Below are 18,972 nucleotides of genomic sequence, written 5' to 3'. Positions count from 1 at the left end.
CACACCACGACCGCAACCCAGGAGCACCCATGCCACATACCAACACCACCGCTGTCATCGACCTCGACCTTCCCGGCCCGCGCATCTCGCGGCACGTCTACGGCCACTTCGCCGAGCACCTCGGGCGCTGCATCTACGGCGGGTTCTACGTCGGGGAGGACTCGGACGTCCCGAACGAGCGGGGCATCCGCACCGACGTCGTCGAGGCGCTGCGGGCGCTGCAGATCCCCAACCTGCGCTGGCCCGGGGGCTGCTTCGCGGACGACTACCACTGGCGCGACGGCATCGGTTCGCGCGACCAGCGCCCCCGCATGGTCAACTCGCACTGGGGCGACGTGGTCGAGGACAACGCGTTCGGCACCCACGAGTTCATGGACCTGTGCGAGATGCTCGGCACCGACGCCTACATCAGCGGCAACGTGGGTTCCGGCACCGTCGCCGAGATGAGCGAGTGGATCGAGTACCTGACTCGTGCCGACGACTCCCCGATGGCGGCGCTGCGCCGCGAGAACGGCCGCGACGAGCCGTGGAAGGTGCCGTTCTTCGGCATCGGCAACGAGGCGTGGGGCTGCGGCGGCAACCTGCGGGTGGAGCAGTTCGCCTCGCTGGCCCGCCAGTACTCCACCTACGTGCGCGACCACGCCGGCAACGAGGTGTACCGGATCGCCGCCGGCGCCTCCGACGACGACCTGCACTGGACCGAGGTGCTCATGCAGTCGTTCGGCCCGCTCGACGCCCCGGCCGACGCCGCCGCCCCGTCCGCGCCGTTCCAGGGCATCTCGCTGCACTACTACACGATGACCGGCACCTGGCAGGACAAGGGCGCCGCCACCGAGTTCAGCGAGGACGAGTGGTACCTGGCCCTGCAGAAGGCCGGGTTCATGGAGCACCTGCTCACGCGCCACGGTCAGGTCATGGACCGCTACGACCCGCACCGGCGCGTGGGGCTGGTCGTCGACGAGTGGGGCACCTGGTGGAACGTGGAGCCCGGCACCAACCCGGGCTTCCTGTACCAGCAGAACACCCTGCGCGACGCGCTCGTGGCGAGCGTCCACCTCGACGCCTTCCACCGGCACGCCGACCGGGTGGTCATGGCCAACATCGCCCAGACGGTCAACGTGCTGCAGGCGATGCTGCTCACCGATCCCGAGTCGGGCGCGCTGGTCCGCACGCCCAGCTATCACGTGTTCGAGATGAACACCGGCCACCACGACGCCGACTCGCTCGCCGTGCACCTCGACGGCGTGCCCACGCGGACGACGGACGGCGCCGAGCTGCCGCTGGTCTCGGCGTCGGCCTCGGTCAAGGACGGTGCCGCGCTGGTCTCGCTGAGCAACCTGGACGCGGCGGCCGAGCGCGCCGTGGTGCTGGACCTGCGCGGCCGCGAGGTGACGGGGCACAGCGGCCGGGTGCTGACCGCGCCGGAGCTGGCCACCCACAACACGCCCGAGGCGCCCGACGCCGTCGCCCCGGTCGAGCTCACGGCGATCCGCCCGCACGAGCGCGGCCTCGAGGTCACCCTCCCGGCCCACTCCTACGCGACGGTCAGCCTGACGCTCGCCTGATCTCTCGCCGTTGTGGGCGCACCTCGTGGCCCGTTCTGCCCCGTTCCAAGTGGTATGTCGGGCCAAGAACTGCGCCCACAACGGTGGCGTCGGCGGCGGCTGGCACAGTGGCGCCATGACGGTCGACGGCGCCACGGTCCGCACCGCACGCCTGCGCGCGCAGCGGCTGCGTGAGCCGGACCTGCCGGACGCGCCCGCCGTCGTCGGGCACCTCCTGGCGGTGCAGGGCCAGGAGGTGCGGCCCACGCTGCACGGGCTCGCCCGCCGGGTCGCGCCCCCGTCACGGCCCGACGAGGCCGGCGCGTGGCGCTCGCTCGACGGCGGCGCCGTCCTGCGCACCCACGTCCTGCGGCCCACGTGGCACCTGGTCCGGCCGGAGGACGCGCGCTGGCTGCTCGAGCTGACCGCACCGCGCGTCGCCCGGGTGATGGCCTCGACGGAGAAGGCGTGGGGGCTGGGCGACCCGTCCGCCGGGATCGAGGTGGTGGCCGCCGAGGCCGCCGCCGGGCCGCGGACCCGCGACGAGCTCACCGCGGCCCTCGTCGCCGCCGGTGCGGTCGCGGCGGACGCGCCCGGCATCGCCGTCAGCCACGTCCTCATGCACGCCGAGCTGCAGCGGTTGCTGATCAGCGGTCCGACGCCGGACGGCCGGCACACGTACGTCGCCTTCGACGCGCGCGTCCCGGCCGGGTACGGGCCGCTGGGAGGCCGGTTCGACCACGAGGCCGCGGTCGTCGAGCTGTGGCGGCGCTGGCTGCCGGCGCGCGGCCACGCCACGGTCAAGGACCTCGCGCAGTGGTGCGGGCTGACGCTGACCGACCTGCGGGCCGGGCTCGCCGTGCTGGTCGACCTCGGCGAGGTGGTCGAGGTGCCCGGCGCCGACGACCTCGACGGCCTCACCCTGGTCACGACTCCCGCCGTGGCGGACGGGCCGCCGGACCTGGCGTCACCGCGGGACGACGGCGTCACGCCGGCAGCGCCGTCGTCCCCGGACGCGCAGGGCGCCCGCACCGCGGACCTGCTGTGCGCCTACGACGAGCTGGTGACCTCGTACGGCGAGACGCGCCACGTGCTGGCCGACCCCGACGCGCCGGAACCCGGCCGGCAGCGGGCCGCCATCCACACGATGCTGATCGACGGACGTCGCGCCGCCCGCTGGCGCTGGCCGCGCCGCCCGCCCGGCCCCGAGGAGCTCGAGCTGCAGTGGCAGCGCACCCCGACCCCGGCCGACCTCGCCGCCGTCGCGCACGCCACCGATGACCTGCGCCGACACCTGACCGGTCCGCCGCACACGGCGCCGGACGCCGTGGCAGGCTAGGCGGATGCGGAACTGGGCCGGCAACCTCCTCTACTCGGCGCGCGGGCTCGTGCGCCCCACGTCCCTCGACGAGCTCGCGGACGTGCTGGACACGCCCGGCCCGGTGCGGGCGCTGGGGTCACGGCACTCGTTCAACGACCTCGCCGACACCCCCGGCGTGCACGTGCAGGTGGACCGGCTCGACGACGGCCGTCCCGCCGTCGACCTCGACGCGGCGACCGGCGTGGTCTCCGTCAACGCGGCCATCCGCTACGGCGACCTGTCCCGGGCGCTGCAGCTCCAGGGTCGCGCACTGGGCAACCTGGCCTCGCTGCCGCACATCACCGTCGCCGGGGCGGTCGCCACCGCCACCCACGGCTCCGGCGACGCGAACCCCTCGCTGGCGAGCGCCGTCGTCGGCCTCGAGATCATGACGACCGGCGGCGAGCTGCGCCGCATCACCCGCGACGGCGACCCCGAGCTGTTCGGGGGGACCGTCGTGTCCCTCGGGGCGCTCGGGATCGTCACGAGGGTCGAGCTGGCCACCGAGCCCTCCTTCTCGGTGCGTCAGGACGTCGCGCTCGACGTGCCGTGGGAGACGGTCCTCGACCGGTTCGACGACGTGACCGGGGCGGCCTACTCCGTGAGCCTGTTCACCGGCTGGGACGAGCCCGCCGTCCGGCAGGTCTGGTTCAAGTCCGTCGTCGAGGACGCCGACGACGGCGGGACGCGACCCGACCCCGTGCCCGACCTGCGCTGGGCCACATCGGAGGTCCACCCCCTGCCAGGGGTGGACGCCGCAGCCTGCACCCCGCAGCTCGGCGCGCCCGGGCCGTGGAACGAGCGCCTGAGCCACTTCCGCCTCGAGTTCACGCCGTCGGCCGGCGCCGAGCTGCAGAGCGAGTACCTCGTGCCCCGCCACCGCGCCGTCGAGGCGATCGAGGCGGTCCGGGCGCTCGCACCACGGGTGGCTCCCCTGCTGCAGACCTCCGAGATCCGCACCGTGGCCGCCGACGAGCTGTGGATGAGCCCCTTCGGGGACCCCGCCGTGGGCCTGCACTTCACCTGGCGGCCGGACGGGCCCGGCGTCGCCGGCGTCCTGCCCGACCTCGAGGAGCCGCTGCTCGCCCTCGGGGCGCGTCCGCACTGGGGCAAGCTGTTCGCCCTCGACCCCGCCGAGGCGGGGGCGCTGTACGCCCGGTTCGGCGACTTCCGGGCGCTCGCCGAGCGGTTCGACCCGGACGGTCGGCTGCACGGCGGGTACCTCGGGCGTCTGCTCGGGTGACGCGGCGCCCGGGCGTGCGGTGCTCGGACGTGGGCGCCCGGGAGCCGGGGCCCCGGCTGGCGTGGCGGGTGCCCGTAGCCCGCGTGACGTGGGCGAAGGTGTGCCACAGTGGTGTGCGTCACGTGCGGATGGACGATGATGTGGTTTGACGTGGCGCGAGACAGCACGAAAGGTGTGTGACCCGTGAGTGCTCAACATCAAGCCCCCCCGCGGGAGCAGTTCACCGGACAGGTCGGGTTCATCCTGTCGGCGATCGGTTCGGCCGTGGGGCTCGGCAACATCTGGCGTTTCCCCGGTGTCGCGTACGAGAACGGTGGCGGCGCCTTCCTGGTGCCCTACCTCATCGCCCTGCTGACGGCCGGCATCCCGATCCTGTTCCTCGACTACGCGCTGGGCCACCGGTTCCGCGGTGGCGCCCCGCAGGCGTTCCGCCGCGTCAAGGGCTGGCTGGAGACCCTGGGCTGGTTCCAGGTGATGATCTGCATCGTCATCGCGATCTACTACGCGGCGGTCGTCGCGTGGGCGGCCAGCTTCTTCGTGTACTCGTTCGGGCTGGACTGGGGTGACGACCCGGAGGCCTTCTTCTTCGGCGAGCACCTGCAGCTCGCCGACGTCGGGGGCGCCGACCCGTGGTTGACGTTCGACTTCGTCGGCGCCGTGCTGATCCCGCTGGTGCTGGTGTGGCTCGTGGTGATCGCGGTGCTCGCCGCCGGCGTGGTCAAGGGCGTGCAGCGTGCCAACGTCATCTTCATCCCGCTGCTGCTCATCGCGTTCGGCGCGCTGGTGGTGCGGGCGCTGTTCCTCGACGGGGCGGCGGACGGCCTGAACGCGCTGTTCACGCCGCAGTGGGACGCGCTGGCCGACCCGGACGTGTGGATCGCGGCCTACGGTCAGGTCTTCTTCTCGCTGTCCGTGGCGTTCGGCATCATGATCACGTACTCGTCCTACCGCAAGCGTCGGTCGAACATGACCGGCCCCGGGCTCGTGGTGGCGTTCTCGAACTCCGGGTTCGAGATGCTGGCGGGCCTCGGCGTGTTCTCGGCCCTGGGGTTCCTGGCCCTCGAGTCCGGCACCACGGTGGACGAGCTGGGGATCGCCGGCGTCGGGCTGGCGTTCGTGACGTTCCCGGCGATCGTGTCCGAGATGCCGGCGGGCGCCCTGTTCGGGGCGTTGTTCTTCGGGTCGCTGGTGATGGCCGGCTTCACGTCGCTGGTCTCGATCCTGCAGGTGGTCTCGGCGGCGCTGCAGGAGAAGTTCGCCCTGAGCCGGACGACGGCGGTGCTGTGGCTGGGCGGTGTGCTCGGCGCGGTCTCGGTGCTGGGCTTCAGCACCACCACGGGGCTGATCCTGCTCGACACCGTCGACTACTGGGTCAACAACATGGGCATCGTGCTCTCCGCGATCCTCATGTGCGTGCTGGTCGTGTGGGTCTACCGCAAGGCACCCGAGCTGCGGTACCACCTCAACGCCGTCTCGACGGCGCAGATCGGGGCGTGGTGGTACGCGTGCGTCGGGGCGATCGTGCCGGTGATGCTGGTGGTGATGCTGGTGCAGACCGTCATGATCCGTATCGACGAACCGTACGGCGACTACGATGAGACGTATCTGCTGTATGCGGGCTGGGGCACCGTGGCGCTGCTGGTGGTCGGTGCTCTCGTCTTCTGGGCGTTCCGCTGGCGCGGGCCCCGGGAGTACCGGGCGTGGCCGCCGTACCCGCCGGTCGAGGACCCTGCCGTGCGGAAGGAGGCCTCGCGATGAGCACCACCGCGATCATCATGATGGTCGTCGCCCTGGTCGTGGTCTGGGGCGGTCTGATCCTGGCGATCGTCGCCCTGCGTTCCCGGCCGGAGCGCACCGAGTTCCCGCCGGGCGGTGAGGACGACCACCGCGAGGACCAGGCCGTCATCGAGCACGACACGTAGACCCCGACCGGACCACGTGACCGAGCTGCCGACGTCGGCAATTCGTCCCGAGATCGGCAGCCCGCACTGCCGACCTGGTGACGAAGTGCCGACGCCGGCAGTGTGCTGCCGGGGGTGACCGACGTCATGCCGCGCGGATTTGGGGCGGCAGCGAATAGATATGCATACTGCTGCATAGACGCCGAGAAGCCCCGACCGGGTACCGGCGTGCCCCTCCCCGTGAACCCCTCGGAGTCGTCATGCGCACCCGCACCGCACTGCCCGTGTCCGCCCTCGCCGTCGTCGCCCTGCTGACCGGCTGCACCACCGCCTCGCAGGACCTCGGGTCCGGCGCCGGCTCCGGCGAGGACACCACCGGTAGCGCCGCGCCGAGCGCCGCCGCGATCGAGACCGACCCGGAGCTGGCCGCGCTGGTGCCCGCAGAGGTCGCCGAGGACGGCGTGCTCACCGTCGGCGCCGAGCTGTCCTACGCGCCCGCCGAGTTCGTGGCCGCCGACGGCGTCACCCCGGTCGGGTTCGACGTCGACATCGCCGCCGCGATCGCCGCGACCCTGGGGCTCGAGTCGCAGGTGGAGCCGTCCACGTTCGACGCGATCATCCCCGCCGTCGGCACCAAGTACGAGGTCGGGATCTCCGGGTTCACCATCGACGCCGAGCGCCTCGAGGTGGCCCACATGGTCAGCTACTTCGACGCCGGCTCCCAGCTCGCCGTCGCCACCGGGAACCCGGACGGGATCGACGCCGCGAACCTGTGCGGCGTCACCGTCGGCGTGCAGACCGGCACCGTCCAGCAGGGCGCCCTCGAGGACGCCTCGGCCGCGTGCGAGGCCGACGGCGCCGAGCCCGTCGAGGTGCTGCCCTACGACTCCCAGGCCGACGTCACCACCAACCTCGCCGGCGGCAAGGTGCAGGCCATGTACGCCGACTCCCCGGTGACGGCCTACGCCGTCGAGCAGGCCGGCGGCTCCATCGAGACGCTCGGGGAGATCACCGACGCCGCCCCGTACGGCGTCGTCGTCGCCCAGGGCGACGACGCGCTCGCCGAGGCCGTCCGGGCCGCGCTGCAGCAGCTCATGGACGACGGCACGCTGACCGAGATCCTCGACGGCTGGGGCAACGCCGAGGGCGCGCTCGCCACCGCCGAGCTCGACCCCGGCGTCTGATGACCAGCCACGCCACGGACACCCCGCGGGCCGGGGCACGGTCGTCGGACCTGCCCGAACCGCTGCACGCCCGGCCCGTGCCCCGGCCGGGCCGGTGGGTCTCCGCCGTCGTCGTGCTCGTGCTCGCCGCGATGGTGCTCCACGCGCTGGTCACGAACCCGAACTTCCGCTGGGACACCGTCTGGCTGTACCTGCGCGACGTGAACGTGGTGCGCGGCGTCGGCTGGACGCTCGTGCTGACCTTCGGGTCGATGGCGATCGCCGTCGTGCTCGCGGTGCTGCTCGCGATCATGCGGCGCAGCGACAACCCCGTGATGCGCTCGGTGAGCTGGGCGTACATCTGGTTCTTCCGCGGCACCCCGATCTACACCCAGCTCGTGTTCTGGGGCCTGATCTCGGTGCTGTACCCGCGTCTGAGCCTCGGCGTCCCGTTCGGGCCGGAGTTCTTCGTGTTCGACACCCGCGACGTCATCACGGCGTTCTGGGCGGCGCTGCTGGGGCTCGCGCTCAACGAGGCCGCCTACCTCGCGGAGATCGTGCGGGCCGGGCTGGGGTCGGTCGACCCGGGGCAGGCCGAGGCCGCGCGGGCCCTGGGCATGAAGGAGTCGCGGATCCTGCGCCGTATCGTGCTGCCGCAGGCGATGCGGGTCATCGCGCCGCCCACCGGCAACGAGACGATCTCCATGCTCAAGACGACGTCGCTGGTCGTCGCGGTGCCGTTCACCCTGGAGATCACTTACGCGACGTCCGCGATCGGCACCCGCACGTTCCAGCCGATCCCGCTGCTCATCGTCGCGGCGCTGTGGTACCTGCTCATCACCTCGGTGCTCATGGTCGGCCAGTACTACATCGAGCGGTACTACGGGCGCGGGTTCGACGGCGGTGCCACCGGACCGCGGCGCGGTGCGGGACGGAAGGGCTCCGGCGGTACCGGCAGCACGGGCGGGGCCGGCCGGCGCGCCGGACGACTGAGCCGGCAGGCCGCGATCCGCGGCGCCGGCACCACGAAGGACGACCCGTTCGCGGAGGTGACCCCATGAGCGCGACGACCGCTCCGACGTCGGACGCGACCCCGGCGACCGAGGTGCCGATGGTCGAGGCGCGCGGCGTCCACAAGGTGTTCGGGCACGGCGCCGGCGCCCTGCACGTGCTGCGCGGCGTCGACCTGGTGGTGCCGCAGGGCTCGGTGACGGTGGTCCTCGGGCCGTCGGGGTCCGGCAAGTCGACCCTGCTGCGCTGCCTCAACGAGCTGGAGGAGATCACCGCCGGCTCGGTGCACGTCGACGGCGAGCTGCTCGGCTACCGCCACGACGCGAAGGGCGTGCTGCACCGTCTGCACCCGAGACGGATCGCCGCGCAGCGGTCGCGCATCGGCATGGTGTTCCAACGGTTCCACCTGTTCGGGCACATGACGGCGCTCGAGAACGTCGCCGAGGCGCCCGTGCAGGTGCGCGGGCTGTCGAAGGCGGCGGCGCGGCGGCGGGCGGCCGAGCTGCTGGAACGGGTCGGGCTCGCCGACCGCGCCGACCACTACCCGGCGCAGCTCTCCGGCGGGCAGCAGCAGCGCGTCGCCATCGCGCGGGCCCTGGCGATGGACCCGGAGCTGATGCTGTTCGACGAACCGACGTCCGCCCTGGATCCCGAGCTCGTCGGCGAGGTGCTTACCGTCATGCAGGACCTGGCGCGGTCCGGGATGACGATGGTGGTGGTCACCCACGAGATCGGGTTCGCCCGTGAGGTCGCCGACCACGTCGTGTTCATGGACGACGGCGTCGTCGTCGAGCAGGGGCCGCCCGGCGCCGTGCTGGAGAACCCCTCCGAGCCGCGGCTGCAGGAGTTCCTCTCCCACGTGCTGTGAGGTGCTTCACGGTCGGAGGGGCAGGGGGCGGGCGTGGGTGCTCAGAGCTTCGAGCAGGTGCTGCCCCAGTCGGTGTGGCCGTGCCAGACGCTCTTCCAGATGTGGGCCGAGTACCCGGAGTAGGACGTGCGCGTCTTGGAGATGCTGCGCGTCATGCCGCTGGACCAGGTGCGTGACGGGCCCGTGAGCCACGTGGTGCCCCGGTAGCAGCCCGAGGACGACGTCGGGATCTGGTAGATCCGCAGGAACCCGGACGCGCTGCCCGACCCGCGGTACTTCCACGAGCCGTAGATCCGTCCGCTGGACTTGTAGACGCAGATCGTGCCGGGCCCGCTGGTGCTGTCGCAGTCCGAGCCCGAGCCGATCGCAGTCGTGGTCGCTCCGCGGTCCGTCTCGAGCGACATGCCGCCGGAGGCGTCCGGCCCGTCACAGCTCTCGACCATCTCGACCCGGTGGGTCGCCAGGTCGTCCGGTGCGCCCATGGCCCGGTTGTAGGCGACGTCCATCTCGTCGGTGATCGTCACCTCCTGCAGCTCGCACCCGCGGGCGGCGGCGTCCGCCTCCCAGTCCGTGGCCTCGGCCTCGGCGCGCTCGGCGGCGGCCCACTCGACCCAGACCCGCTCCGCGCTGCCCGGCTCCGGCACACCGGGCAGGTTCCCGGCGGGTTCGCCGTCGGTGACGGTGCCGCCGTCGGACCCGCCGACCGGGCCGACCGGGGTGCCGACGTCGGCCTGGGCCGCGGGCACCGCCACGAGTCCGACGCCGAGGGCGAGCGCGCTCGCGCCCAGCCCGGCGACGAGGTTCCTGACGAGGTTCGTACGCATGCAGTGGCTCCTCACGTCGTCGTCGAGGACGCGTGCGGGCGTCCACGGTCGCCCCCGAGCGTAGCGATCGGGTCGTTCGGGGCAACTGTGGCCCATTACGGTGTAACACCGGCGGGGGTGCCGGCAATGAGCAGGGTGTAGGACCGAGAGGACGAGCGTGGACGACGCCGAGGCGCGGACGGTGCTGACCCGGCTGTGGGTCGACCATCGCGAGGAGGTCGTGCGGTTCGTGGCCCGGCGGGCCGAGCCGGAGCACGTCGACGACGTCGTCTCGGAGACGTTCCTGGTGGCCTGGCGAAGGGTGGACGAGGTGCCGACGGAGGCCCGCCCGTGGCTGTACGGCGTCGCCCGCAACGTGCTCGCGACGCAGGGGCGCACGCACGGGCGGTGGCGTGCGCTCGGGGTGCGGCTCGGGCAGGAGCCGGCGACGGCGTCGGAGGGCGTCGACGAGGTGGTCACCGAACGCACCGACCTGCGCCGCGCCTGGGAGCTGCTCGGTGACGCCGACCGCGAGGTCATCGCCCTGGTGGCCTGGGACGGGCTGACCAACATCGAGGCCGCGCAGGTGCTGGGCTGCCGCGCGTCGACGTTCGCCGTGCGGCTCAACCGGGCCCGCAAGCGGCTGCTGGCGTTCTCCGAGGTCCCGAGCGGGACGGCCGACAAGCTCCGCCGGCTGCAGCAGGAGGCGCCGTGAGATCCCCGTTGATGGACGAGCTCTCGCGCCTCGACCCGGCCCGCGGGTTGCGGGCTCCCGGCAGCCCGCACGACCCGGAGCTCGCGGCCGTCCTCGCCGCGGACCGCCGCGCGCCGGCCGCGTACCGGCCCGTGCGTCGTCCCGCCCACCCGGCCGCGATCGCCGGGACGGTGGCGGGCGGTGTCGCGGCGGTCGCGGTGGGGGTCACGCTGACGACGACGCTCGGCGCGCCCACCGCGTACGCCACGTGGACGGCGGTGCCGGTCGCGGTCGACGCCGCCGACGCCGTCGAGCGGGCGGGCGCGTGCCCGACGGCGGCGCACGACATCGCCGGGGACGGTGCGGAGGCGGAGATCACCGAGGTCCCCCTGGAACCTGTGCTCGCCGAGGCGCGCGGCGACTACACCTACGTGGTGCTCGCGGGGGACGGTGCGGTCGGCGACTGTTTCGTCACCTCCGGCGGGGAGGCGCCGGACGTGTACTCCTCGGACGCGGTCGGGGTGGAGGTCGCCGTCCCGGACGCGCGGGGCCTGACGGTGGCGGGCAGCGGCACGGCCTCCTGGTCCGCCGGGGACGCCGCGGAGGGCGCGGTGACGTCGGTGTTCGGCCGTGTCGGGGACGAGGTCGCGGCGGTGACGGTGGCTCGCACGGACGGCGAGCTCGTCGAGGCGACCGTCGAGGACGGCTGGTTCGCGCTGTGGGCGCCGGGGGAGTCGGCGTTCGCGACGTCGGCGCAGGTCACCTACACCGACGGCACGGTCGCCGACGCCCCCCTCGGCTGACCCCGGACGCTGTGGGCGCACTCGTTGGCCCGATATGCCGCCTATGGGCGCCTTTGAGTCCCCAGAAGTGCGCCCACAGCGGGGAGGCCCACGTTCAGCCGGGGAGGCCCGCGTTCAGCCGGGCAGCGTGAGCGTGAAGCGGCAGCCGTGCCCGCCGTCGGGCAGCGCGACGTTGGCGACCTCGACGGTCCCGCCGTGCGCCTCGGCGACCGACCGCACGATCGACAGCCCGATCCCCGCGCCCCCGGAACCCGGCGTGCGGGCCGCGGTGCCGCGCCACCCCGCCTCGAACACGCGGGACAGATCGCCGTCCGGGATGCCGCCGCAGCCGTCCGTCACCTGCACGACGGCGGTCCCCGCGCCGGCCGGACCCGCCCCGGCCGCGCGGTGCTCCGGCGATCCCGGTGGCCCCGGCGACCCCGGCCCGCCCGGGGCCACCCGCACGCACACGGTCCCGCCGGCCGGGGTGTGCCGCACGGCGTTCGACAGCAGGTTCCCCAGGGCGCGGGACACCTCCCGGGGGTCGACGGTGACGACCACCGGTGCCGCGACCTCCCCGGTGAGCCGCACGCCGCGGGCCTCGGCCGCGGGCGACATCGCCGCCAGCGCGTCGGAGGCGAGGTCGCCCACGTCGGTCGGCTCGCGGGACAGCTCGAACCCCGTCGACTGCAGCCGGGACAGCGCCAGCAGGTCGTCGACCATCTCGCTCATGCGACGGTTCTCCGCCAGGATCCCGGCCGCCGCGTCCGCCGGGCGGGTCACGCCATCCTCCATCGCCTCGGTCAGCGCCCGCACCGCCGCCAGCGGGGTGCGCAGGTCGTGGGACACCCAGGCCACCAGCTCGCGGCGCCGCTCCTCGACCTCCCGGTCCCGGTCGCGGGCCGCCACGGCCGCCGCCCGCTCGGTGGCCAGCCGGTGCGTGCGCAGCGCCAGCGCCAGCCCGATCACCAGCGCCACCGGCACCGTCGCGAGGAGCAGCCACAGCACCGTCGTCGAGTCCTGCTCCGACAGGAACATCGCCCGCGCGCTCGCGTAGACACCGGCCGCGACCGACGCGACCACCACCAGCGGGGCCAGCACCGCGGCGGCCGTGGGCCGCCGTCGACCCAGCGCCAGCACGCCCGCCGCACCACCCAGCCCGACGACGGCGGCCACCCCGGCGGACAGCGCCACGCCCGCCAGCGGCGTCACGGGACGGCCCCCTCGGGGACGGACGCGTCCCACCGGTAGCCGACGCCGAACACCGTCACCAGGCGCGTCGGCGCGGACGGGTCCGCCTCGACCTTCTCCCGCAGCCGCCGCACGTGCACCGTCACCGTGGAGCGGTCGCCGTACTCCCAGCCCCACACCTCGCGCAGCAGCGCCTCGCGGTCGTGCACCTGCCCGGGGTGCGTGAGGAACCAGGCCAGCAGGTCGAACTCCCGCGCCGTCAGCGCCAGCTCCGACCCGCCGCGCAGCACCCGGTGACCCGGCAGATCCACGGTGAGGTCGCCGTCGCGCAGGGTGCCCGACGGCGGGGCGTCCGACGGCGGCACGGTGTCCGACGGCGGCACCGCGGCCGCGTGCGCGGGCCGCCCTCCGCCGTCGGGCAGCCGCGTGCCCGCCCTGCGCAGCACCGACCGCACCCGCAGCGTGAGCTCGCGCGGGCTGAACGGCTTGGTCACGTAGTCGTCGGCACCCACCTCGAGGCCCGTGATGCGGTCGTCCTCCTCGCCGCGCGCCGTCAGCATCAGCACCGGCAGGTCCGGCCGGTCCGCACGCAACCGGCGGCACACCTCGATCCCGTCGATGCCGGGCAGCATCAGGTCCAGCACCACGGCGTCCGGCGGGCGCTCGCGGGCGGCGGCCAGGGCGTCCGGGCCGTCGGCGGCGTGCTCGGCCGTGATGCCGGCGCGCTCCAGGTAGGCGACCACCACGTCGGCGACGGTGGTGTCGTCGTCGACCACGAGGACCCGGACCATAGGGCCAGCGTAGGGCGGCCGGCACGCCGGACGGCCGCCGTCGTCCCGTCACGGGCGCACCGTCACCGGACCGTAAGGCGTGCACCATGACGGATGTCATGGCCCGGCCGTGCGCGGTGCACCCGAACCGGTGCGCCACGGCACTGCCGCCGCCGCGGCGCCGCGACCAGGATGGACACGTCCCCCTCACCACGACCCCGAGGAGCATGACGTGATCCAGGCCCTGCAGGAGTTCACCGAGTCCCTGTCCCCGATGCTGCAGTGGCTGGGCGTGATGCTCGCCGGGGCGATCCCGTTCGTGGAGTCCTACGCCGGCTCCGTGCTCGGCATCCTCGCCGGCGTCAACCCGGTGGTCGCGGTCGTCGCCGCCGTCGTCGGCAACGTGATCTCCATGATCGTGTTCGTGCTGGTCGCCGGGCGGCTGCGGCGCGCCGCCACCGCCGGGCGCAGCAAGCCGGAGACCCCTCGCCGCGTCAAGCTGCGCCGACGCTTCGACAAGTACGGCGTCGCCGGCGTGAGCCTCCTCGGCCAGACGGTGCTGCCCAGCCAGATCACCTCGGCGATCATGGTCTCGTTCGGGGCCTCGCTGCGCGCCGTCATCGGCTGGCAGATCGTCTCGATCATCCTGTGGGGCGTCGCGTTCGGGATCCTCGCCGTCCTCGGCGTGGACGCGCTCGCCGCCGTCTGACCGACGGAGGAAGCGCGGCGGGCGCCGTCACGGCACGGCGCCCGCCGGGAAGTTCTACTCCCCGCCCTCGCAGGCGATGCCGTTGCCGTTGGCGTCGAGGCCGCCGCGGTAGCCGGGCTGCCCCTGCTGGATCGGCGCAGCGCCGGACTCGCGGGCGTCGTCACAGCTCCAGTACCACCACTGGTCGCCGCCACCGCCCTGGTCCTGCTGCTCCTGCTCCTGCTGTTGCTGCTCCTCCTCGCGCTGGGCGGCCTGCTCGTCGAGCTCGTTCTGGCGGCTCGTGAGCTCGGACTCCTTCTCGGCGATCTCGTTCTCGCGCTCCGTGAGGGCGTCCTCCCGCTCCTGCAGCGTGGTGGAGCGCTCCTCCATCTGGGCCCGCTCGTCGGCGACCTCGGCCTCGAGCTCCTCGGCGGCCGCGACCTGGCGCTCGGCGTCGGCCACGGCCTGGCGGGCGTCGGAGGTCTGCACCATGGAGAACATGACGCCCACGATGATGCCGAGCGCGAGGCACGCGACCCCGCCGCCGGCGAGCACGAGGGGGGAGGGGCCGCGACGGCGCGGGCGCTGCGCCTCGCGCTGGGCCTCCGCGGCCGCGGCCTGCTGGGCGGCCACGCGGGGGTCGACGCGCTCCGCGGCGGAGGGCTGACCGAGCGGCGGCACCGGTGCCGTGGCCCGCTGGGTCGGGTGGGGGTCCGACGGCGGTCGTGCCGCCGACGCCGGAGGGCCCGGCGGGTGGGCTCCCGGGGCGGGTGCTGCGGGGCCGTGTGCTGCGGGGCCGGGTGCCGCCGTCGTCGGGGCCGAGGCCGGGGACGCCGGGGCCGGGTCGAAGGCGCTGACCGGCGTCATGACCGCCGTCGCGCCGGGGTCCTGGGCGGTGGCGGGCGACGCGGTGGCGGGTGCGTCGTCGTCCACCCAGTACTCCCACCCGGCGGGGGCGGGCGGCCAGGACGGGTCGGGCGACCAGCCGGCCTCGGGCCGGAAGCCCGGGGGGACCTGCCAGCCGGGAGGGGGGTTGAATCGCACGGTCATGACTCTCCTTCGGCGTGGTGCGGCCCCACTATGCCGAACCCGACCCCTCCAGGTCCATGTCGGTGGGCCCTGATAGTTCTGTGACATGTTCCTTCTCGGTGGCGACGGGGCTCGCGGCGGGGCGACGCTCGTCCACTCGGCGAGCGACCTGGTCGTGGCCGCGGAGTGCGAGCACGCACTGCTGCGCCGGCTGGACGAGGTGCTCGGTCGGGTGCCGGCGCGGCCGCGCGAGCGCGACGAGATGCTGGAGCGCACGGTCGCCCTCGGGGAGTCCCACGAGCGGGCGGTCCTGGACGAGCTGCTCGACCGCTACGGGGAGGCGCCGTCCGACGGTGCGGGCGGCGTGGTCGAGATCGCCGCACCGCGGCGCATGACGGTCGAGGACCTGACGGACGCCCACTCGGCGACGCTGGCGGCCCTGGAGGGCGGTGCCGACGTGGTCTACCAGGCCGCGTTCTTCGACGGCCGGTTCCACGGCCGCGCCGACTTCCTGGTCCGGGACGGCTCCGGGCCCGGGCCGCGGTACTCCGTGTGGGACACCAAGCTGGCGCGCCGCGAGAAGGTCCGCGCCGTGCTGCAACTCGCCGCGTACGCGGACCAGCTCCTCGCGGCGGGCATCGACCCGACCGAGACCGCCCACCTGGTGCTCGGCACCGGCGAACGCACCGACCATCTGCTGGACGAGGTGCTGCCCGTCTACCGCGCGCGCCGCGACCGGATGCTCGACGTCGTCGCGCGGCACGTCGAGGCGGGCGAGCCGGTGGCCTGGGACGATCCCGGGCACGGCGCCTGTCGCCGGCTCGGCGCCTGCCCGGACTGCGCGGCCGCGGCCGAGGCCCACCAGGACGTGCTGCTGGTCGCCGGGGTCCACGCCCCGCAGCGGGCACGCCTCGCCGAGGCGGGGATCACCACGATGGCCGGGCTCGCCGCCGCGACGGCGTCGCCCGCGGGCATGAACCCGGACCGGTTCGCGGGGCTGCGGCGGCAGGCCGCGCTGCAGCTCGGCACGGACCCCGGCCACGGGTCCGTCAAGGTCGAGACCGACGACGGCCCCGGCGAGCTGCGCTGGGCGCTCACCGACCCGGCCGCCGTCGAGCGGCTGCCCGAACCCAGCGACGGCGACGTGTTCTTCGACTTCGAGGGCGACCCGTTGTGGACGCCGCCCGACGACGTCACGGCACCGGCGGCGTCGGGCATCGACTACCTGTTCGGCTGGGTGACGCGTGACCTCGACGCCGAGGGCCGCCCCGCCTTCCACGCGCTGTGGGCGGACTCGTTCGCCGACGAGGCCGACGCGCTGCGGCGCTTCGTCGACGAGATGGCCGAGCGACGTCGTCGCTGGCCGGACATGCACGTCTACCACTACGCCGCCTACGAGCGCACCCACCTGCTGTCCATCGCCGCGCGGCACGGGGTCTACGAGGAGGAGGTCGACGACCTGCTGCGCTCCGGCGTCCTGGTCGACCTGTACGCCACGGTGTGCTCCGGGCTGCGGATCTCCCACCGGTCGCGCTCCATCAAGAAGCTCGAGCCGCTGTACATGGGGGACGAGGCGGCGCGGTCCGGGGTCACCGACGCCGCGACGTCCGTGGTCGAGTACGCCGAGTACTGCGACCTGCTCGCCGCCGGTGACACCGCCGGGGCCGCGCGCCTGCGCTCCGAGATCCTGGACTACAACCGCTACGACTGCCTGTCGACGCTGCGGCTGCTGGACTGGCTGCGGTGGGCGCACGACGAGGTGGTCGGCCCGGTGGACGGCCCCGTCGCGGCGCCCCTGGACGTGGAGGCGCCGCGCGAGACGACGCCGGAACGCCAGGAGCGCGAGGCGCTGGAGGCCGACGTGCGGGCCGCCGTCGAGCACGCCCACCCGCACGAACCGGACGACCGCGCCGCCGTGCGCGCCCTGAGCCTGCTCGGCGCCGCCGTCGGTTACCACCGCCGCGAGTCCAAACAGTTCTGGCAGGCGCACTTCTCGCGGATGCAGCTCCCGCCCGACGAGTGGCCCGGGCGCCGCTCCGCCTCCGTCGTCGAGAGCTGCCGCGTGCTCAGCGACTGGGAGACCGAACCCGGCAAGCGCGCCCCCTCGCGGGTGCTCGCACTGACCTGCCAGGCGGTCGAGGGCAGCGAGCTGCGCGCCGGGGCGAGCGCGTTCCTGCTCTACGACGTGCCGTGCCCGCCGGTGATCGGGGCCGTGGAGGCCCTCGCGCAGCGGTGGTTCCACAACAAGATGGCCATCCAGGACGTGCAGCGGGTGGTCGACGGCGACCGCGATCTCGACGTGTTCGTCGTGCGTGAGCACGTGGGGCCCGGGCAGGAGACGCACGACGACGTCCCCTGCGCCCTGAGCATCAACAGCCACGTGCCCGCCGGCCCGCTGGAGACGGCGACGGCCGAGGCCGGCCGGGCAGCGCTCGAGGCCTGGCAGGTGGGGGAGTCCGCCGGTGTCGCGATGGCCGACCGGCTGCCCGCGGGCCCCATGACGGACCTGCTGCAGCGCCGCCCCTCGCGGGTCACGGGCGGTCTGCCGGTGGCGCCGCCCGGGCCGGACGGGGAGCCCGACGTCGTGACCGCCGTCGAGCGGGCCGTGCGTCGCCTGGACCGTTCCTACCTGGCCGTCCAGGGCCCGCCCGGGACCGGCAAGACCTACCTGGCCTCGCACGTGATCGCCGCGCTGGTCGCCGACGGGTGGCGCGTCGGGGTCGTCGCGCAGTCGCATGCCGTCGTGTCGAACCTGCTCGGTGGGGTGCTCGGGGCCGGAGTCCCCGCCGAGCAGGTCGCCAAGAAGCTGCCCTCGGGCGTGAAGCCCGCCGAGTCCGGGACACCGTGGCAGGACGTGAACGCGGACGGGTTGGCCACGTTCGCCGCCGAGGCGCTGGACGCGGGCCGCGGTTGCGTCGTCGGCGGGACGGCGTGGGACTTCGCGCACGAGCGCTGGGAGCCCGACGGGCTCGACCTGCTCGTCATCGACGAGGCGGGACAGTTCGCGATCGCCAACACCGTCGCCGTCGCGCGGGCCGCGTCCCGGCTCCTGCTGCTCGGCGACCCCCAGCAGCTCCCGCAGGTCTCCCAGGGCACCCACCCCGATCCCGGGGTGGCGGGCTCGGCGCTCGGGTGGCTCGCCGACGGCCACGAGACGCTGCCCGGCGAGTTCGGGTACTTCCTGCCCGCCTCGCGCCGGATGCATCCCGCGCTGTGCGCACGGGTCTCCGACCTGGCCTACTCCGGGCGGCTGCACGCGCACTCGACCGCCTCCGGACGTGCCCTGGACGGGGTGGAGCCGGGGGTGCGGCAGGTGCTCGTCGACCACGTCGGGCGCGCGGTGTCCTCCGTCGAGGAGGCCGACGAGGTGGTGCGGCAGGTGCGGGCCGTGCAGGGACGCGCGTGGATGTCCGCCCCGGGGGAGGCACCGCGCCCCCTCGGTCCCGAGGACGTCATCGTCGTGGCTGCCTACAACGCGCAGGTGTGGACGGTGCGGCACGCCCTCGACGCGGCCGGGCTGGAGGACGTACCCGTGGGAACGGTCGACAAGTTCCAGGGGCAGGAGGCGCCCGTCGCCATCGTGTCGATGGCGGCGTCCTCGCCGGAGGAGGTGCCCCGCGGGATGCGGTTCCTGCTCAGCCGCAACCGGATGAACGTCGCGGTGTCGCGCGGCAAGTGGTGCGCGATCGTGGTCCGCTCACCCCGGCTGACGGACTACCTGCCGAGCTCCGTGGAGGACCTGGAACAGCTCGGCGCGTTCCTCCGCCTCACCGCGAGGTAGGCAACTTTCCCGCGAGGTAGGCAAACCCGCCGCGGAGTAGGCCAACGTCCCGCGAGAGGCTTCTATGGGTTGTCAAGGGGTCTGTGAGAGGTCGGCTCGTTTGAGGGCTCGGTAGAGGTTGCGGGCGATGTAGTTCTTCAGGCA

General features: G+C 74.1%; 16 protein-coding genes. 12 read left to right on the top strand and 4 right to left on the bottom strand.

The genetic code is table 11. The annotated features are described in order from the left end of the window. Positions 1-29: 29 nt before the first annotated feature. The 8 genes from HDG68_RS16360 (at position 30) to HDG68_RS16325 (ending at position 9,090) form a co-directional block, all read left to right on the top strand. On the top strand, positions 30-1,565 hold the full coding sequence (locus tag HDG68_RS16360) for an alpha-N-arabinofuranosidase (protein ID WP_172153723.1): 1,536 nt from the start codon (positions 30-32) through the stop codon (positions 1,563-1,565). Positions 1,566-1,680: 115 nt separating this feature from the next. After that, positions 1,681-2,883: a DNA glycosylase AlkZ-like family protein gene (locus HDG68_RS16355; protein WP_172153722.1), complete on the top strand. Its 1,203-nt coding sequence runs from the start codon at positions 1,681-1,683 to the stop codon at positions 2,881-2,883. A 4-nt stretch (positions 2,884-2,887) separates the two neighbouring features. Then, the gene (locus HDG68_RS16350) at positions 2,888-4,147 is read left to right on the top strand and encodes an FAD-binding protein (RefSeq protein WP_172153721.1); all 1,260 of its coding nucleotides are present in this window, start codon (positions 2,888-2,890) and stop codon (positions 4,145-4,147) included. A gap of 183 nt (positions 4,148-4,330) precedes the next feature. After that, positions 4,331-5,905: a sodium-dependent transporter gene (locus HDG68_RS16345; protein ID WP_172153720.1), complete on the top strand. Its 1,575-nt coding sequence runs from the start codon at positions 4,331-4,333 to the stop codon at positions 5,903-5,905. Next, a complete protein-coding gene (locus HDG68_RS16340; protein WP_172153719.1) occupies positions 5,902-6,069 on the top strand; it encodes a methionine/alanine import family NSS transporter small subunit in 168 nt (55 codons plus the stop codon). Before HDG68_RS16345 ends, HDG68_RS16340 begins: the two co-directional genes overlap by 4 nt. 239 nt (positions 6,070-6,308) lie before the next feature. After that, on the top strand, positions 6,309-7,232 hold the full coding sequence (locus HDG68_RS16335; protein ID WP_172153718.1) for an ABC transporter substrate-binding protein: 924 nt from the start codon (positions 6,309-6,311) through the stop codon (positions 7,230-7,232). Continuing rightward, complete coding sequence (locus HDG68_RS16330; protein WP_172153717.1) at positions 7,232-8,272, top strand: amino acid ABC transporter permease; 1,041 nt, start codon at positions 7,232-7,234, stop codon at positions 8,270-8,272. The genes HDG68_RS16335 and HDG68_RS16330 overlap by 1 nt, the downstream gene beginning before the upstream one ends. Continuing rightward, positions 8,269-9,090 carry an amino acid ABC transporter ATP-binding protein gene (locus HDG68_RS16325; RefSeq protein WP_281359103.1) on the top strand — a complete coding sequence of 274 codons (822 nt, stop codon included), beginning with the start codon at positions 8,269-8,271 and terminating at the stop codon, positions 9,088-9,090. The genes HDG68_RS16330 and HDG68_RS16325 overlap by 4 nt, the downstream gene beginning before the upstream one ends. A gap of 41 nt (positions 9,091-9,131) precedes the next feature. On the opposite strand, the gene HDG68_RS16320 is transcribed toward HDG68_RS16325, so the two are convergent. After that, positions 9,132-9,914, bottom strand: coding sequence for a hypothetical protein (locus HDG68_RS16320; RefSeq protein ID WP_172153716.1), 783 nt, complete (start codon positions 9,912-9,914; stop codon positions 9,132-9,134). A 157-nt stretch (positions 9,915-10,071) separates the two neighbouring features. Between HDG68_RS16320 and HDG68_RS16315 the strand changes: the two genes are divergently transcribed. Further along, positions 10,072-10,608, top strand: a complete 537-nt coding sequence (locus tag HDG68_RS16315) for a sigma-70 family RNA polymerase sigma factor (RefSeq protein WP_172153715.1) — start codon at positions 10,072-10,074, stop codon at positions 10,606-10,608. Further along, positions 10,605-11,390 carry a hypothetical protein gene (locus tag HDG68_RS16310; RefSeq protein WP_172153714.1) on the top strand — a complete coding sequence of 262 codons (786 nt, stop codon included), beginning with the start codon at positions 10,605-10,607 and terminating at the stop codon, positions 11,388-11,390. Before HDG68_RS16315 ends, HDG68_RS16310 begins: the two co-directional genes overlap by 4 nt. A 114-nt stretch (positions 11,391-11,504) precedes the next feature. Here HDG68_RS16310 and HDG68_RS17470 read toward each other — a convergent pair whose 3' ends face one another. Together HDG68_RS17470 and HDG68_RS16300 are read right to left on the bottom strand one after the other, a co-directional pair. Next, the gene (locus HDG68_RS17470; protein WP_172153713.1) at positions 11,505-12,581 is read right to left on the bottom strand and encodes an ATP-binding protein; all 1,077 of its coding nucleotides are present in this window, start codon (positions 12,579-12,581) and stop codon (positions 11,505-11,507) included. Next, entirely contained in the window at positions 12,578-13,351 is a 774-nt protein-coding gene (locus tag HDG68_RS16300) for a response regulator transcription factor (protein ID WP_172153712.1), read from the bottom strand. Before HDG68_RS16300 ends, HDG68_RS17470 begins: the two co-directional genes overlap by 4 nt. Positions 13,352-13,562: 211 nt before the next feature. Between HDG68_RS16300 and HDG68_RS16295 the strand changes: the two genes are divergently transcribed. Further along, positions 13,563-14,039, top strand: a complete 477-nt coding sequence (locus HDG68_RS16295; protein ID WP_172153711.1) for a hypothetical protein — start codon at positions 13,563-13,565, stop codon at positions 14,037-14,039. 54 nt (positions 14,040-14,093) lie between these two features. Here the strand turns inward: HDG68_RS16295 and HDG68_RS17255 are convergent, their stop codons facing one another. Further along, a complete protein-coding gene (locus tag HDG68_RS17255; RefSeq protein WP_172153710.1) occupies positions 14,094-15,068 on the bottom strand; it encodes an excalibur calcium-binding domain-containing protein in 975 nt (324 codons plus the stop codon). 85 nt (positions 15,069-15,153) lie between these two features. Between HDG68_RS17255 and HDG68_RS16285 the strand changes: the two genes are divergently transcribed. Further along, the gene (locus HDG68_RS16285; protein WP_172153709.1) at positions 15,154-18,828 is read left to right on the top strand and encodes a TM0106 family RecB-like putative nuclease; all 3,675 of its coding nucleotides are present in this window, start codon (positions 15,154-15,156) and stop codon (positions 18,826-18,828) included. The last annotated feature ends 144 nt before the right edge of the window (positions 18,829-18,972 follow it).

Source organism: Isoptericola chiayiensis, assembly GCF_013149805.1.
GTDB lineage: Bacteria > Actinomycetota > Actinomycetes > Actinomycetales > Cellulomonadaceae > Isoptericola > Isoptericola chiayiensis.
Note: the sequence above shows the minus strand (reverse complement) of the source record. Positions and strands in the feature narration are given on the sequence as shown.